Below are 1,900 nucleotides of genomic sequence, written 5' to 3'. Positions count from 1 at the left end.
CAGCAGTTCCGGGCTGCAGACCGGGAAGACCTCTTCGTCGGCGAGAAATTCCGCGGTCACGCCGGCATAGCCGCCCTTGCCGTAGCGGATGGCGATATCGATGCCGTCGCTGACGAAATCGGAAAGTACGCCCGAGGTCGACAGCCGCACGTCGATGTCGGCGTTGGCGCGGTGGAAGCGATGCAGCCTCGGCACCAGCCAGCGGCCGGCAAAACCGTCCGATGTGCTGACATTCAGGATGCCTGCCGTGCGGTCGGGCGTGGCGGCGATGGTGGCGGCGGCGATCTGGTCCAGCGCCGTCCTGACTTCCGATGCGTAGGCCGCGCCGACCGACGTCAGGCGCACGGACCTCGTTCCCCGATCGAAAAGCTGGATGCCGAGCCTGTCCTCGATGTTGCGGATGGCGCGGCTGACCGCGCCATGGGTGACGTTGAGCTCACCCGCAGCCTTGGAGAAGCTCAGATGCCTGGCGGCAGCCTCGAAGGCGGGCAGGGCAGTGAGGGGCGGTAGTCTGCGCGGCATGGTCCACCTGTGAGTGTTGCTCACAAATCCTGCACAAAGAGTCGTTTGTCGTCCAGCCCGGAAATGTCCAATCTATAGGGGTAGCAGCAGATATTGATCGGCTTTCCCATCTCGCCGCTGCGCTGAACGACCAGAAACGGTGTGAGCAATCGTCATGCTTGTCCCCTTGCGGACGGCGTCGGCACGCTTGCGCCTACTGAACCACAGGAGACGAACCATGAAACCGATTCTCGAATCCATCAGCGCCGCGACGAGCGGTCTTGCACTCAGAGCCTCTGCAGTCGTCGAGCGCCGCCGCATGCTGCGCCAAGTTTCACGCTTCTCGAACCATCGCTTGCACGACATCGGATTCGAGCGCGACTGGGACGGCTCCATCCTGCGCAATGGGAGGTCGATATGACCAGCACCCTGATCATCGGCGCGACGGGGCTGCTGGGCAGCGAGATGGCGAAGGCCAGCGCCCGCAATGGCGATCGCCTGCACGTTCTGGTTCGTCCGGCAACAGCCGGCGATGAAGAGCGGCTGCATTCGCTGAAGGAACTCGGCGCCAAAATCCACGTCGGCGATCTCGACGACTATGACAGCCTTGTCCGCGCCGCCAGTGCGGTGGACCGCGTCATCAGCTCGGTGCATGTGCATTCGGCCAGCGAGATGACGCTGGTGCGGGCGCTGAGCGATGCCGGCGTTTCCCGCTATGTGCCTTCCGCCGGCTTCGGCCTCGACTTCGCCGCCGCCGCACCGGGCTCGATCCCGCCACTCGACCTCAAGCGAGCAGTGTTCGACGCGATCAAGGAGGCCGATCTGCCCTATACGGTGATCTACACCAATGGCTTCTTTTCGACATGGGTGGCGACGCTGGGCGATCTGATGCGCTTCGGCTCGTCGCCCTTGCCGCCCGAAGAGGTGACACTTTATGGCGACGGCAACGTGCCGGCGACGTTCGTCAGCGAGAAGGACATCGCCGCCGTGACCTTGCGCGCGCTGAACGACCCCAATGCCATCCGCAGCGAGATCCGCATCGCCCGAAACAAGATCACCCAGAACGAAATGATCGATCTGTGGCGCGGGGTGAGCGGCCGCTCGCCGCGCATCGTGCCTCAGAGTGCGGCGGAGCTTGAGGCGATGATCGCGTCAGCCCCCTGGCTCGGACTGCTGCGGGCATTCTGGATACGCGGCGAGACCGCGCTCGAGACGGCCACGCCGGAAGCCGGAGTGCTGTATCCGGAGCTGGCTTTCGAGACCATCGAGAGCGCCTTTGTTGCGATGGCGGACGCCGCTGGGCGATAGGAGCAGGAGCGCGGCGCTGAAGCTGACGTCGTCGGCGCGGCCGATGAATCCGGCTCGCGGCGTGAGCCGCCCGAGAAGGGCTGGTCTCACC

Annotated in this window: 3 protein-coding genes; 2 read left to right on the top strand and 1 reads right to left on the bottom strand. The window is 64.8% G+C overall.

Annotated elements, in window-relative coordinates:
- Positions 1-522 (bottom strand): LysR family transcriptional regulator (locus EN932_RS35105; protein ID WP_128369474.1); only part of this gene is annotated, 522 nt, incomplete at its 3' end.
- 217 nt (positions 523-739) lie between these two features.
- Here EN932_RS35105 and EN932_RS35100 point away from each other — a divergent pair.
- Positions 740-922: a DUF1127 domain-containing protein gene (locus tag EN932_RS35100; protein WP_013530655.1), complete on the top strand. Its 183-nt coding sequence runs from the start codon at positions 740-742 to the stop codon at positions 920-922.
- On the top strand, positions 919-1,809 hold the full coding sequence (locus EN932_RS35095; RefSeq protein WP_063172627.1) for an NmrA family NAD(P)-binding protein: 891 nt from the start codon (positions 919-921) through the stop codon (positions 1,807-1,809). Before EN932_RS35100 ends, EN932_RS35095 begins: the two co-directional genes overlap by 4 nt.
- The last annotated feature ends 91 nt before the right edge of the window (positions 1,810-1,900 follow it).

Origin of the sequence: Mesorhizobium sp. M7A.F.Ca.US.002.01.1.1 (assembly GCF_004022955.1) — a bacterium.
In the GTDB taxonomy this organism is placed as follows: domain Bacteria; phylum Pseudomonadota; class Alphaproteobacteria; order Rhizobiales; family Rhizobiaceae; genus Mesorhizobium; species Mesorhizobium ciceri.
Note: the sequence above shows the minus strand (reverse complement) of the source record. Positions and strands in the feature narration are given on the sequence as shown.

Coding starts and splice junctions, on each gene's coding strand:
- EN932_RS35100 (WP_013530655.1), top strand. CDS start 740: ATGAAACCGATTCTCGAATCCATCAGCGCCGCGACGAGCGGTCTTGCA.
- EN932_RS35095 (WP_063172627.1), top strand. CDS start 919: ATGACCAGCACCCTGATCATCGGCGCGACGGGGCTGCTGGGCAGCGAG.